Source organism: Mesorhizobium sp. WSM4813 (assembly GCF_055811555.1).
This window is the reverse complement of record NZ_JBVVQU010000055.1, coordinates 1-12,368: the sequence shown is the minus strand read 5'-3', so window position 1 is coordinate 12,368 and position 12,368 is coordinate 1. Positions and strand designations below refer to the sequence as shown.

Sequence of the window (12,368 nt, the reverse complement as noted above, 5' to 3'; positions counted from 1 at the left end):
GGGCGGCTGAATGCCCAGCGAGAGACCTTGGCGCTGGTCGTCGCGCTTCTCGACGCGACTTCCGAACGAATATGGGCCGAACTAGAGGCCCGTTTTCAATTCCAGAATAATCAGGAAGACCCCGGCGTCCAGCCAAGCAGTGCGTTCGCCATTGAGAGTGCGATGACGCGGGAGTTCAAGCTGATCGTCGAGGAAGCGCGAGCACGCAAGGCGGAATGGAACGATGCAGACAAGCCGCTCAAAAGCGGCGCCAATTGCTCTGCACAGGGGATCTGATTCTTCGACTGATGGTCCGCTGTCGGCCTGCAGCCATTCTCTGACGCTGGCGATTGGCCACAGCCTACTATACTAATTCTAGGGTCTGCGCCGCGTCGCTTCGCTCCTTGCTCCGCCCTAGGATGACGAAGCGGAGGGAAGTTCGGGCTAATCTCCAAGGTTCCGATTTCCACTGACGATATCAACGTTCGCTGCCGATCACCGATCTGTCAAAATCACTGTGCCGAGGAAAGCTGAAAATCGCGGTCGTCGGCATCGCCGAACGTTCGTGCGAGCGTTGCGGCCGAGCGGGCCTACAGTTCCGAATAGACGGGCGGCACAAAACCCGTGGCTCCGGATGGATACCAACAATTTTTCTGGCCGACTCGGAAACATTTCCGGCATGCCAGTGTTTACCCACTGAGTGGGCGCGAGGTGCTTCCTTCTCCTTGAGGCAATGATGAGCTTCGACAAGACATTGCAGATCGCCCACATCCGGCTGAATGGAACTGCGGCTAACCTTGATCCGAACCGGCAGGTTGCCCCGTTGAAGTGCAGACGGCTTGGCGAATAGGGCTGAGCTGTGGCAAATCACGGCATGACCCTTCCGACGGTTCTTATCACCGGCAGCAGCGGTTTCCTGGGGCAGGCGATAGCGCGAGGCTTTATTGACCGCTACCGCGTCATCGGCCTCGATGTTACAAAACCGAAGCATGCCCCCGCCGGCATGGAGACGATCGAGATCGATCTCACCTCCGACGACAGCGTGAGTAGGGCTGTGGCGGCGGCACGCGAGCGCAGCGGTGGTCGCATCGCCTCGGTCGTCCATCTTGCCGCCTATTATGACACGACCGGCGAGGACAACCCGAAATATGACACCGTCACCGTGCAGGGCACGCGCCGGCTCCTGAAGGCGCTGACGGCGATCGAGACCGAGCAGTTCGTGTTTTCCAGCACGCTTCTCGTCCATGCCCCAAGCCCGGGGAGGGGCACGAAAATCAATGAGGACTCGCCGCTCGACCCGGCCTGGGCCTACCCAAAATCGAAAGCCGAAACCGAGGCGCTGATTTCGAGTGAGCGCGGGCAAATAAAGACGGTGATCCTGCGGCTCGCCGGCGTCTATGACGAAGACTGCCGGGCGGCCTTCATTGCCCAGCAGATTGCTCGCATCTTCGAGCGCTTACCGACCGCCTATTTGTTCGCCGGCGATATCACCGCCGGCCAGCCCTATCTGCACAAGGAGGATCTCGTCGATGCGGTGGTGCGCACCGTCGACCGGCGCGCCGAACTTCCAGCCGAGGCGGTGCTTCTGATCGGCGAAGAAGACACACCGTCATACGAGGAGATGCAGAAGCGCATCGGCCGGCTCATTCATGGCGAGGACTGGCGCACCTTCGCGCTGCCGAAGCAGCTGACGAAGCTGGGCGCCTGGGTCCAGACCGAGGTGCTCGACCAGGACACCGACATCAAACCGTGGATGATCGAGAACTCGGACGATCACTACGAGATCGATATCTCGCGGGCCAAGGCGCTGCTGGGCTGGGCGCCCAGACATAGCCTGCAGGACACATTGCCGGAGATGATCCGCCGGCTGAAACAGGACCCCACAGACTGGTACGCGGCCAACAAGCTCGATCCGCCCGTTGTCGCGGCCTCGGACCCCGAGATCGAGCAGGCCGAAAGGCGCCTCAAGGGACCGCTCGAACGAAGCAAGGAGGAGGTCGATGCAGCGGTAAAACGGCGTCGCTCGAGGACGCTCTGGGCGCCGATGACCAACGCTGCGCTCGGATTGTGGCTGATCACATCACCGATGACAATTGGCCTGTTCGATCCCGTCGCAGCCGCGATACCTCCCGCTCTGGGCCACGCTATTGCGGAGCCGCAATTCCGCAACGCCGGCCTCGGTGTCAGCGAGATCGTTTCCGGCCTGCTCGTGACGGTCTTCGCGTTGATGGGCATGCTCCGACCCTGGCGCTGGGTGCAGTGGATCACGGCGTCGCTTGGTCTTTGGGTGATGCTTGCGCCGTTGCTGTTTTGGACGACCAGCGCCGCCGCCTATGCCATCGACACGCTCGTCGGCATGCTGATCGTCGCCTTTGCTGTGATGATCCCGCCGACCCCCGGCATCAGCCGCCGCGCGCTGGCGGCCGACGACGATCGCCCGCTGGGCTGGACCTATTCGCCATCCACCTTCACGCAGCGGATACCCATCGTGGCGCTTGCCTTCGTTGGCCTATTCGTTTCGCGCTATCTCGCCGCCTACCAGATGGGCCACATAGACGGGCTGTGGGATCCGTTCTTCGACCCCGGCGGCGCGCCGGTGCGCAACGGCAGCGAGGCGGTGGTGACATCATCGGTCTCGAAGGGTTTCCCAATCGCCGATGCCGGGCTCGGCGCCTTTGCCTATTGCCTCGATATCCTCGCCGGCGCGATCGGCGACCGCCGGCGCTGGCGCACCATGCCGTGGATGGTGCTCCTCTTCGGCTTGCTGATCGTTCCGCTCGGCGTGGTCAGTGTGTCCTTCATCATCATTCAGCCACCGTTGATTGGTGCGCTCTGCACACTCTGCATCCTCCAGGCCGCCGTCACGGTGGTGCTGATCCCTTACTCCGTCGATGAGGTGCTGGCGACCATCCAATATCTCTGGCGCGCCACGAGGGCGGGCGAGCCGTTCTGGCGTACCTTCTGGATGGGCGGACCGGCACTGTCGGAGAACCAGACACCTGAGACCGACCTCGACCGTCCGGCTTCCGAGTTGCTGAAGGAATTTGTCACCGGCGGCGTGAACTTCCCATGGACGCTGGTAGCGAGCACGCTGCTCGGCGCCCTGCTGATGACGACGCCATTGATCTTTGGCACGCAACCACCGCTCTATTTCAGCGATCACGTCGTCGGCTGCCTCATTGTCATGGTCGCAGTCACAGCCATGGCCGAAGTTGTCCGGCCCGTGCGATTCTTCAATGTAGTGCTTGGTGCATGGATCGCGGTGTCACCCTTCGTGCTTTCCGGCGGTGAAACCCTGGCGATCGTGGCGGGCGTTGCGTTCGGTGTGGCGCTGATCATGCTCAGCCTGCCGCGCGGCACGCGCAGCGACCAACACTATGGCGGTTGGGATCGAGCGATTGTCTAAGCAACTCAGTTTCAGCACCTGGCGACCTGGGCCGATATCGTCAGAGGTTCAAGAGTGCCAGTCTGCCGAGGTTGGATGGAACGAAGCTGCAGATCTGCCGTTTGGCCTCCAACGAAACATATGCCAAAGGCGAGACGCACCTCACAAGGTTTCACCCAGTGGAGATCGGGGAGCCAGAGTATGACCAACATGCCAGACGAGACGATTGGCGGAGATCAGATCTTCTCAGGCCAAGACGATACTGACCATGCCGACGAGCGCAGTCCCGATGATCATAAGGGCAGAAGGGACAAGCGACAGGATCAAGCCGCCGCGCCGGACGACCGCCCGCAAGAGGATCCGGCAGAAGGTTCGCGCGATACGGTGGACCACGAACTGGACAGACAGAGACAATCGGGTTCGGAGGCACATCACGGCGAGGCGGAGCGCGCGCGTGACGATCTGCAAAAGCAGGTCAAGGAAGAGATCGAGTTCCCTGAACGAGGCTCTGCCTGACGGGCTGGTCTAGATTTGCTCGCCGAGCAGGATCTCGCGTCCTTGGCCGCGACGATGAACGCTTGGTGCGCGACAGACTCGATCCGCGAAGTGGTCGACGCCGTGCGCGCCGGCAAGGCCTGGAGCCCTGACAAACTTCCGCCTGGGTCGTTATTTCGCTTTTTGAAGCGGTGACACCGTGTAGATCTGATCCAGTATCTTCACCATCAGGGAATTCGCTGTTGCCTTGCCATCGGGCGACAGCGTCAGGTTTGTCCATACGATCAGCGCGACATCGTTGGCCGGGTCATGCCCCATGAAGGAGTTGTAGCCGGGCATCTCGCCGCCATGGAAATAGACCTTGTTCGGCCCGAAGGTGATCACGCTGATGCCGTATCCGTATTTCTGGCCTTCAGGCTTGCTTGGGTCCTCTGGCTCGGGACTGTCCAGCCACTGGCGATGATAGTCGGCATTGAGAACCTTGCCGCCGACGAGCGCGCGTATCCAGGTCGCGAGGTCGTCCGCGGTCGAGATGACGCCGCCGGCGGCAAAGTACGGCGAAGGGTTCTGCCACGTGTCATCGTTCGGCTTGAGCGTTCCCGCCCTGGCCGCTGCCTGGAGATCGTCCGGATAGGGCGCATCGACCAGAGCGTATGAGGTGCCGCCGTAGAGGTAGCCGTGCGCATAGGGCTCGGGGATGGTGTTCGACGTGCTCACCGGCAGCGCCGTATTCTTCATGCCGAGCGGCCCGAATAAGCGTTCCTGAAAGATGCTGGCCAAAGGCTGGCCATCGATCTTTTCGGCGACGAGGCCGAGCAAATAGTAGTTCGTATTGTTGTATTCGAATTGGGCGCCCGGTTCGAAATGTGTCGGCCGATCGAAGGCCAGGGCGAGTACCTCCTCATTCGTCCACACCTTATCCGGATCATGGTCTAGGCTTTCGGCAAGTTCCGGAGCGTTGGTGAAGTTATAGAGGCCACTCCGCATCTTAATGAGTTGGCGGATGGTGATCCTGTCGCCGTTCGGGACGCCCTGAACATATTTCGAGATCAGATCATCGAAGCCCAGCTTCCCTTCCTGGACCAGTTGCACGATCACGGCGGCCGTCATCGTCTTGGTGTTCGATGCGGGCCGGAAATGGGTATCGGCGCGCGGCGGGTTCGTGATCCCTAGCTCGGTTGTTCCGTAGCCGAAGACAAAATTGCCCTGCGGAGTCTGCAGAAGAACCATGGCGCCCGGCAGCAGGAGTTCCTTAGCCGCACCTTCCACCATTGCTTGAAGCGCAACCGGGTCAATCGGCTTGAGAGCCGGCGTAGACGCGCCCATGGCGCTGCCCGTTGCGCACACCGCAACAACCACGGCACCCAGTGTTCTCGCTATCATTGTCCCACTCCCTGTCAGGTCGACGAGGTGAAGGCGGAAAACGCCAAGTCCTTAAATTCTACTCCCGCACTTCAGAGCGAGACCCTATCCGGTCGACGGCGAGATAGCCATCGCAAGGGGCCTTACTCGGCGCGCCCGTCACCGACGTTCGGGCGGCGCCGCTCCGGAATTTCTGCTTCTGGCGCGTTCCGGGTGGCCCGACCTTAAACGACTTCCGGAGTTCAACCAAAGCGGACTCTCGTCAGCCACGCACGTGTTTATGAGTTCACGGCCTCGGTTCTTGCGATCTCACCTAACCCCGCGCAGTTGGTGTAATGCAAGGTGCTGCCACGAAGGTCCTTGATGGAAGCCACCGGTCTCTGCCAAGCAGACGTGGCCAGAGAGCGAGAGCGCGCTATCTCATCCCGCTGACAGGCTCGACGACTGCATGCTGAGGTTCGGGCTCCTTGGTCTATATCGCCCGCAAAGGCTGTGAACGACCATGATCTATTTCACGGCCGACACACATTTCAGCGATCCCCGCATCCTGCGGATCGATCGTCGCCCGTTCGGCTCGCTGGCAGAACACGATCGAACGCTGATTTCGCTGTGGAACGAAACCGTCAACCCAGACGACGAGATCTGGCATCTCGGCGATTTTGCGAGGGGATCGGCCGAATTCGTTGCATCGCTCCTGTCGTCTCTTCATGGCCAGAAGCATTTGATTATCGGCAACAACGATGGCGCAGCGACCATCGGCGCCGCAGGTTGGGCCAGCACTCAACATTATAAGGAGCTGACGATAGACGGCAGGTTGCTGGTCCTTTGCCACTATCCTTTTCGCACCTGGAATCAGATCGGCAACAAATCGATTGATCTGCATGGCCATTCCCACGGCAGACTGAGCCCGGTTACACGTCAATACGACACCGGCGTCGACAGCTGGGATTTTCGCCCGGTCACCCTCTCCGCCATCCTTGCAAGCCGATGGCGACGAACGGTCCGCCGGGATCTTCAACGTACATGATCGAAAAGCGCGAGTGATCCCGGCTGTTGCCTAGATGGTGGTATTCTTTGTCCCCGGTTGACAAGCGCTTCGGGTGCCTAGATTTGCCGCGAACTCTGCATACAGGCCATCCTCGTGTCCGAGATAGCGGGGCGAAAAGTGCATCGGCACGGCATGTTCAACACCGGCAAGCCGCGCGATAGTGCCGGCTTCGGCTGCCGTGAGATGCCGCTTCGCGGTGGCCAGCTCGCGATCTTCCTGCAGGAAGCCCGCTTCGATAAACAACTGGTTCGCGCCGTGCGCAAGCGCAACGACACACGCAAGATTTGCCTCATTGAATGCGAGGTCGGTCGCATAGACGATCCTCTGTCCAGGGCCGGTTCTCAGGGCTCCGGCACCGAGCAGTTCGCCGACCGAGATATGCCGATCAGCAGTTGGGGCGAGCGTTGTGCCCGGATCAGCTCCGCGCCGGACCGCACGCTTGGCTTCGCTCAGCCAAGGTCCGACGCGCAAACCCAGTGCTTCCAGTTGCGGTTTTTGCACATTGACCCGGATCTTTTCCTGAAACGCGAATGCAAGGCATGGAATGCCGTGGTCAAGCATTGCTGCTTCGACACGGAAATCGGGATCGTCGAGCAGTACATTTCCCTCGGCTGCGGTCGAGGCAGTGTCCTGCCGAGCGAAGCCCGATCGCGCCCGAAACAGGCGGGAATGATGAAATCCGGCCGGCGTCCAGTCGCAGGCAACTATCATGAAATCGTGGGACTGTTCGTCGAGGAGGTTCCACGTGTATGCGTTGAGCTTGGCTTGCACGGCCTCGGTCAACCCAGGCGGGCCGAAGAAATGCACCGTTCTATTCCTGTATAGAAATAGCCGCAGGAGCCGATCGAACCCGGCGAAATGGTCCATGTGCATGTGTGAAACGAATACGTGGCTGACGCGCAGGATTTCGCGCGGCGAAAGTGGCGACAGATCACCAATGTCGAAGAGCATCGCCCGGTTGCCGAATCTGAAGTCCAGAAGAAGCCCCGCATCCGAGAAGGGGTCGTTGACCAGGCGCGGCTGAACCAGCAACGTCACCGAATCCATCCGATACTGTTTTCGAATTTCGCCACTAGCTGCTTACCTTCAGACACGATTTGGACCTGACGCCTATTCCTCTTTAATCGGCCGGTCCGGGTAGCGGTTCCCGACGGATATCGTTCGAAAAGGGCGCAAAAGACGGCGAGCCGGCCAAGCCAGGCTGAACGTTTCTGCCATCTTGTGCGTTCTCTTGGGTCCGAGCGAGTAGCGGGCCACAACATCGATAGCCCGCAGCCATAACGAGGTAGCACCAGAACGAGCGCGATGACCGATCACAGAGACACTCAGCCGAGCGGGACAAAAGGCACCGTGATCGCATTCTCCGCGCCGGGCTGCGAGCCTCTCTACGCGCACGAACGGGAAGCCATGGCTGCCGTTGCCCGCACGATTGCAAACCTCAAGGGATTTGCCTTCCGGCAGGGCCTGGGCAACAGCAGCGGCAACGGCGGGGGCTTGTATTTCGTGCCGGACGAAAGCTTGCTTGCTCACGATGCGGCACGGCTGGGTATCAATGGGCCGCAGGATCTCTTCGGCGGCGTGGTGCCTTGGCGCTTCGCAATGACCAAGGCCATAACCCATGAATTGGTGGACGGCTTGGCCGAGCGGCCGAAAGAATGGTCAACCGGCTTCGGCAGAACTGTCAGCGCAGCAGTATTGCCTGGCTACACCGTGTTTTCGCGGCACGATGCGCTGCGAGCAGCGCAACGTCTGCTGAGCCTCGGGCCGGCCCGAATTAAACCACCGCTTTCTTCGCGAGGCCAAGACCAGCGTATCGTTCGCACGGTTGCGGACGTCGAGAGACTGTTCGAGCGATACAACTCCCCCGACTTGGACGAGTGCGGTCTGGTGCTCGAGGCGGACCTTCGCGACATCGTCACGCTAAGTGTTGGCAGAACGGAGATCGACGAAATAACGGTCGCCTACTACGGCACTCAAAGGACGGCGACCGATAATGCGGGACAATCCGTTTATGGCGGATCCGATCTCATTGTAGTGCGCGGCGGATGGGAAGCTCTCGAAGATCTTCAGCTTCCTCGCGCACTAGCTTTGGCCACGGCGCAGGCGAGGGCCTATGACGCGGCGATGGCTGAATACCCTGGGTTTTTCGCCTCGCGGCGCAATTACGATATCGGCCAGGGCGTCGATTCGTCGGATACCTGGCGATCCGGTGTGCTCGAAGCCAGCTGGCGCATTGGCGGCAGCAGTACTGCCGAGCTTGCGGCAATAAAAATTATGAAGCAGGACCCGGCCATCCAACTCGTCCGTGCGTCCGCAGTCAAGGAATTCGGCAAGACCAGCCGGCTATCAGTGAACGCGGACGTTCACTTTCAAGGAGAAGACCCCGATGAGGGGCCGGTTACGCGCTATACGGTCGTCACACATGTGACCCGGGAGCCGCCCAGGAAAGCGGCCGATTAACGTCTTATGCTCGTTGCGATCGTCTTGCACTGTTGGATTTGTCCTGCGCCGTCGATGATCGCTGCACAACTCTGTGCCATTTGCGCCCCGCTTATGAGCGTCAAATTAGGATCGCAAAACGCTTAGGACCAGGGAACATCCGTGGGCGGCTTGAGTTGTTCGGCATAATCCTGAAACCCAATTCGAAGGAGGAAAAAGTGATCGAGGTTATTTCTGCTCCTGAGAATGTCGCCGCATTTCGCGTTGCCGGTACGGTGACGGCGGAGGACTACGGTAAAGTCATCCCGGCCATCGAAGAGAAACTGAGCGAACATCAAGAGATCGGCATCCTGGCCTTACGGAGTTGGAGGACATGACGGGCGACGCGTTGCGCCGCGATCTGCAGTACGGCTTGAGCAAACTTGGCGAATTCCACCGCTTCCAGCGTGCCGCAGTAGTGTCCGAAAAACAGTGGATCAAGGCAGCTACGGAGATGACAAGCGCGCTTTTCCCGCAGATCGAAACACGGGTGTTCCCGGCGGACGAAAAGACCGAGGCTCTGGAGTGGGTAGCACGTATTCAATAGCGGTATCTAGGGAGCGGCCATGCCAACCATCTACAACAAACGACAGGATTCGGAGGGCTTGTGGGAAGTCTATGACGAGGAGAGCGGGGAAGCCGTCATCGTTGATGGTTTGCCGCTTTCCGGCCTGGATGAAATCGAAGCCGGCGAAGCCATCAGAAAACTCAAGCGGGGTGAGGTGACTTCCGACAACATTCCGCCGACGGCTCAGTCTGGGTGGCCTCCGACAAAAGACGGGATATGAAGGGTTCAAGCGGTCTTGAACCTCCGTCGTCTCGACCAGAGAGCGGACCGATTTAGTGTTGCAAAACCGCGAACCACGTAAGCTGTTGTCCAGAACCGCACTGGCAGCAATTGCAATTATCTGCGCGCTAATTCTTGCTGCGTTCTTCATCGGCTTTGAATATTCGGCCCCTGACGAAGGCGCGCTCGTTATTCCCGGATCGCAACAATCGCCGTGATGCCCCTATCGTTGTACAATTTCTGACCGACCTCGTCTGACCAGCGCGAGCGAGGTTGCAGGGGCCACATTTCCGGTGCATTCTCGCCATCGTCCATGACCAATCAATATCTTAACCACCAGTTGGAGTGCCCTTATTGCCTGACGATAAGGCTGAGGATTCCGGCCGACGCCGGTCCTGACGACCGGATCTTATGCGACGACTGCGGCGAATTCCTGGGTACATGGGACGATCTGCTTACCGATTTTGAGAGGCAGGGCGGGCAGGATGGAGTGTTCCGTCTCGACAAGGGCCGTATCAGGCGGATCGATTGAACCGATTGCTCGGCGCGGGCCTACCGGGGGCGGGTCCGAAAGGCGAGCGGCGCTGCGCCTCCGCTCGCCAGCGTAACCCTTTGCAGCACCTGACTATGCGAACCCCGGGGCGTCGGAAAATTTCCAGCGGCTCGAATCATCAGGGAACTTGTTGCCGGCCGGCGGGGTTATCGGACGCCTTCCTAGTTAGGGAAGCTAGCTCCAACCCCAGCGGGAGACGATCATGCCAACTGCGAAGAAAGCCGCGAAAGCGACAACCAAGGGTCTTGAGGACCTGTTCCTCGACGGGCTCAAAGATCTTTACTACGCCGAAAAGAAAATACTGAGGGCCCTGCCGAAAATGGCGAAGGGTGCGGAGTCGGAAAAAGTGACTGCTGCCTTCGAAAAGCATCGTATGGAAACGGAAGGTCACGTCGACCGTCTCGAGGAAGTGTTCGAGAAGTTTGGCAAGGCAGCACGCGGCAAGACCTGTCCGGCGATCGACGGCATCATTGAGGAAGGCTCGGAGATCCTCGAAGAATATGAAGGTGCTCCTGCGCTCGATGCCGGACTGGTCGCAGCGGCGCAAGCCGTCGAGCATTACGAGATCGCCCGGTACGGAACTCTTATCGCCTGGGCGGAACAGATGGGAAAGGCCGATGTTGCCGCCCTTCTCAAAGCGACGCTCAAGGAAGAGGTCGCGACCGACGAAGCCCTGACGGGGCTAGGCGAGGGTGGTGTCAACCAACGCGCCCTCCAAGCGGCCGCATAATTCCTTATGCCACCGGCTTGCGGAGCCCCGGCAAGGGATCGCCAGGGGCTCCGCTCCGGGAATGCAGATATCGGGCCATTCGAGTCTTTCAACCGGCCTTACTGACTTGGCAATTGCAGGAAATTCGCTGCAATACCAAGTCAGTCGACAAATGAAGCGCAGTGGACCGCTGGGACTTAATTGCCTGGAATGGGAATCTTCAAAGATACCAAGCGGTTCAAACGGTGCTGGGCAAATATTAAGCTAAAGAGCAGGATCATGGATCCCGTGTTGTGGGTAGCTTTCCTGGGGACAGTTATCTTCATGCAGGCACCGCCCGGTCCCGACAGCCTGCTTGTGACGGCACGCGCTATCTCTCACGGGCGCAGCACGGCGTTTTTCACGGTGCTGGGCATGACTGTCGGGGCGGGTCTTGTTCAATTGCCTCTCCTCGCATTAGGCGTGTCTTCATTGGTCGCGGCCTCGCCGCTGGCATTCAATCTGCTCCGATGGTCCGGCGCCGCTTATCTGTGTTGGCTCGGATTAAGCCTGTTACGCTCGCCAGCCACGGAAGTTGCCGTCGAAGAGCATGGACATCTTCGTCCGCTGGTTGCTGCACGAGAAGGTATGATCGCCAATCTCTTAAATCCCTGGCCCATCACGTTCATGGTTGCGTTCCTTCCGCAATTCATTGACCCGGATCGAGGATCGGTGACGCTGCAATTGCTGTTGCTGGGTGGCACGCAAAAGGTAACAGGCGTGTTGGTGCTAGGCGCGTACGCGCTCGCGTCCGGTACGCTTGGCGAGCGGATCCTGAAGCAACCAAAGATGCGGCGCTGGCAGCAGCGCATCGCCGGCTCTTTCATCATTGGCCTTGGCATTCGCATGGCCGTGAGTGGCGGAGCGGCCCGTTGAGATAGCCGACCCCACGCGGTTATTGTGTCCCTCCCTTCCTCACAGTCGCTAACCAAAAGGCGGGCCGCTGCCCGCCTTCCCATGGTTCAGTTCTGTGTCGACTCGCCGCCGAGCTTTTTGACATTGCTGCAGAATTCAGGGTGGGTGTTGGCGGCGTTGGCGTTTTCCATCTCCTCATTGCAGACTTTTGTCATTGCCATGCGGTCCTCGTCCGTCAGCGCTTTCCAAGCTGCCGTGAACTCGTCGTCGGACCGCAGGGTGGTCATGCTGGAGTCCGTGTAGAACGGCCCCATCTTTGCGGGGTCATCCAAGGCAGACGTGCCTGTGTCGGCGCCTGCCGCAAGAGAAACGCCGCTTACCATAGAAAGCGCCATCGCGCCTAGACAGATCATCTTGTAGTTCATGACAAGATCCTTCCGTTGTTACTGGTCGCTAATGCAACGACCTGCTGGCAAACGGCCTGTTTCAGAAAAGGTTCCTTTCTCACTTTCTGGCACGGCACTTGACCGGTGCTTTCTACAACCCGAATGGCCATCGCCAAGTGCGCGCTTACCTCTATCCTCAACTGGGACGAAATCTGCTAGAGCGTTCTGTTTTTAGGTAGACGCATATCCGGCGTTCTTGATGTAGTTGGCGCATTCCGCCGGCGTGTAATGA

Annotated in this window: 14 protein-coding genes; 11 read left to right on the top strand and 3 right to left on the bottom strand. The window is 59.5% G+C overall.

Going from position 1 to position 12,368, the window contains the following annotated elements:
• Nucleotides 1-27: 27 nt before the first annotated feature.
• The 3 genes from AC0L25_RS25840 to AC0L25_RS25830 all read left to right on the top strand — a co-directional run bounded on the left by AC0L25_RS25840 (nt 28) and on the right by AC0L25_RS25830 (nt 3,880).
• Nucleotides 28-276, top strand: coding sequence for a hypothetical protein (locus tag AC0L25_RS25840; RefSeq protein ID WP_473598105.1), 249 nt, complete (start codon nt 28-30; stop codon nt 274-276).
• A 577-nt stretch (nt 277-853) separates the two neighbouring features.
• Nucleotides 854-3,385, top strand: coding sequence for an NAD-dependent epimerase/dehydratase family protein (locus AC0L25_RS25835; protein WP_473598104.1), 2,532 nt, complete (start codon nt 854-856; stop codon nt 3,383-3,385).
• A 189-nt stretch (nt 3,386-3,574) separates the two neighbouring features.
• Nucleotides 3,575-3,880, top strand: coding sequence for a hypothetical protein (locus tag AC0L25_RS25830; protein ID WP_473598103.1), 306 nt, complete (start codon nt 3,575-3,577; stop codon nt 3,878-3,880).
• A gap of 150 nt (nt 3,881-4,030) precedes the next feature.
• On the opposite strand, the gene AC0L25_RS25825 is transcribed toward AC0L25_RS25830, so the two are convergent.
• Entirely contained in the window at nt 4,031-5,242 is a 1,212-nt protein-coding gene (locus tag AC0L25_RS25825) for a serine hydrolase domain-containing protein (protein ID WP_473598102.1), read from the bottom strand.
• Between the two features lie 481 nt (nt 5,243-5,723).
• Here AC0L25_RS25825 and AC0L25_RS25820 point away from each other — a divergent pair, with 481 nt between their 5' ends.
• On the top strand, nt 5,724-6,248 hold the full coding sequence (locus tag AC0L25_RS25820; RefSeq protein ID WP_473598101.1) for a metallophosphoesterase family protein: 525 nt from the start codon (nt 5,724-5,726) through the stop codon (nt 6,246-6,248).
• Nucleotides 6,249-6,278: 30 nt separating this feature from the next.
• Here the strand turns inward: AC0L25_RS25820 and AC0L25_RS25815 are convergent, their stop codons facing one another.
• Entirely contained in the window at nt 6,279-7,307 is a 1,029-nt protein-coding gene (locus AC0L25_RS25815) for a ribonuclease Z (RefSeq protein WP_473598100.1), read from the bottom strand.
• Between the two features lie 267 nt (nt 7,308-7,574).
• On the opposite strand from AC0L25_RS25815, the gene AC0L25_RS25810 reads away from it, so the two are divergent.
• The 7 genes from AC0L25_RS25810 to AC0L25_RS25780 all read left to right on the top strand — a co-directional run bounded on the left by AC0L25_RS25810 (nt 7,575) and on the right by AC0L25_RS25780 (nt 11,711).
• Complete coding sequence (locus AC0L25_RS25810) at nt 7,575-8,729, top strand: DUF3182 family protein (protein ID WP_473598099.1); 1,155 nt, start codon at nt 7,575-7,577, stop codon at nt 8,727-8,729.
• 155 nt (nt 8,730-8,884) lie between these two features.
• Complete coding sequence (locus tag AC0L25_RS25805; protein ID WP_473598098.1) at nt 8,885-9,085, top strand: hypothetical protein; 201 nt, start codon at nt 8,885-8,887, stop codon at nt 9,083-9,085.
• Nucleotides 9,082-9,294, top strand: coding sequence for a SpoIIAA family protein (locus tag AC0L25_RS25800; RefSeq protein ID WP_473598097.1), 213 nt, complete (start codon nt 9,082-9,084; stop codon nt 9,292-9,294). Before AC0L25_RS25805 ends, AC0L25_RS25800 begins: the two co-directional genes overlap by 4 nt.
• A 19-nt stretch (nt 9,295-9,313) precedes the next feature.
• Entirely contained in the window at nt 9,314-9,535 is a 222-nt protein-coding gene (locus AC0L25_RS25795) for a hypothetical protein (RefSeq protein ID WP_473598096.1), read from the top strand.
• 312 nt (nt 9,536-9,847) lie between these two features.
• Complete coding sequence (locus tag AC0L25_RS25790; RefSeq protein ID WP_473598095.1) at nt 9,848-10,066, top strand: hypothetical protein; 219 nt, start codon at nt 9,848-9,850, stop codon at nt 10,064-10,066.
• Between the two features lie 223 nt (nt 10,067-10,289).
• Complete coding sequence (locus tag AC0L25_RS25785) at nt 10,290-10,817, top strand: YciE/YciF ferroxidase family protein (RefSeq protein ID WP_473598094.1); 528 nt, start codon at nt 10,290-10,292, stop codon at nt 10,815-10,817.
• Nucleotides 10,818-11,075: 258 nt separating this feature from the next.
• Entirely contained in the window at nt 11,076-11,711 is a 636-nt protein-coding gene (locus AC0L25_RS25780) for a LysE family translocator (RefSeq protein ID WP_473598093.1), read from the top strand.
• A gap of 86 nt (nt 11,712-11,797) precedes the next feature.
• Here the strand turns inward: AC0L25_RS25780 and AC0L25_RS25775 are convergent, their stop codons facing one another.
• Nucleotides 11,798-12,115, bottom strand: a complete 318-nt coding sequence (locus AC0L25_RS25775) for a hypothetical protein (RefSeq protein WP_473598092.1) — start codon at nt 12,113-12,115, stop codon at nt 11,798-11,800.
• Nucleotides 12,116-12,368 lie beyond the last annotated feature (253 nt).

Bases quoted from the DNA above. Each gene is read 5' to 3' on its own strand.
- AC0L25_RS25820 (WP_473598101.1), top strand. From the start codon at position 5,724: ATGATCTATTTCACGGCCGACACACATTTCAGCGATCCCCGCATCCTG.
- AC0L25_RS25785 (WP_473598094.1), top strand. From the start codon at position 10,290: ATGCCAACTGCGAAGAAAGCCGCGAAAGCGACAACCAAGGGTCTTGAG.
- AC0L25_RS25835 (WP_473598104.1), top strand. From the start codon at position 854: ATGACCCTTCCGACGGTTCTTATCACCGGCAGCAGCGGTTTCCTGGGG.
- AC0L25_RS25775 (WP_473598092.1), bottom strand. From the start codon at position 12,115: ATGAACTACAAGATGATCTGTCTAGGCGCGATGGCGCTTTCTATGGTA.
- AC0L25_RS25810 (WP_473598099.1), top strand. From the start codon at position 7,575: ATGACCGATCACAGAGACACTCAGCCGAGCGGGACAAAAGGCACCGTG.
- AC0L25_RS25825 (WP_473598102.1), bottom strand. From the start codon at position 5,242: ATGATAGCGAGAACACTGGGTGCCGTGGTTGTTGCGGTGTGCGCAACG.
- AC0L25_RS25795 (WP_473598096.1), top strand. From the start codon at position 9,314: ATGCCAACCATCTACAACAAACGACAGGATTCGGAGGGCTTGTGGGAA.
- AC0L25_RS25800 (WP_473598097.1), top strand. From the start codon at position 9,082: ATGACGGGCGACGCGTTGCGCCGCGATCTGCAGTACGGCTTGAGCAAA.
- AC0L25_RS25790 (WP_473598095.1), top strand. From the start codon at position 9,848: ATGACCAATCAATATCTTAACCACCAGTTGGAGTGCCCTTATTGCCTG.
- AC0L25_RS25780 (WP_473598093.1), top strand. From the start codon at position 11,076: ATGGATCCCGTGTTGTGGGTAGCTTTCCTGGGGACAGTTATCTTCATG.
- AC0L25_RS25830 (WP_473598103.1), top strand. From the start codon at position 3,575: ATGCCAGACGAGACGATTGGCGGAGATCAGATCTTCTCAGGCCAAGAC.